The organism is Corynebacterium sp. HMSC055A01, from assembly GCF_001809405.1.
Classification (GTDB): domain Bacteria; phylum Actinomycetota; class Actinomycetes; order Mycobacteriales; family Mycobacteriaceae; genus Corynebacterium; species Corynebacterium hesseae.
In genome coordinates this window covers 1-393 of the sequence record NZ_KV797550.1, presented here as the reverse complement: position 1 = coordinate 393, position 393 = coordinate 1, and the positions used below count along the sequence as shown (strand labels likewise).

Annotated in this window: 1 rRNA gene; it reads right to left on the bottom strand. The window is 55.2% G+C overall.

Going from position 1 to position 393, the window contains the following annotated elements:
• Positions 1-393 (bottom strand): 23S ribosomal RNA (locus tag HMPREF2604_RS02985); the annotation flags it as partial.

Here is a 393-nt window from a genome sequence, read left to right as displayed (position 1 = left end):
CCCTTGGGACCTACTCCAGCCCCAGGATGCGACGAGCCGACATCGAGGTGCCAAACCATCCCGTCGATATGGACTCTTGGGGAAGATCAGCCTGTTATCCCCGGGGTACCTTTTATCCGTTGAGCGACACCACATCCACAAGTAGGTGCCGGATCACTAGTCCCGACTTTCGTCCCTGTTCGACATGTCTGTCTCACAGTCAAGCTCCCTTGTGCACTTACACTCGCTACCTGATTGCCAACCAGGCTGAGGGAACCTTTGGGCGCCTCCGTTACATTTTGGGAGGCAACCGCCCCAGTTAAACTACCCACCAGGCACTGTCCCCAACCCAGATCATGGGCCAAGGTTAAGGTATCCAATCCGATCAGAGTGGTATTTCAACAACGACTCCAC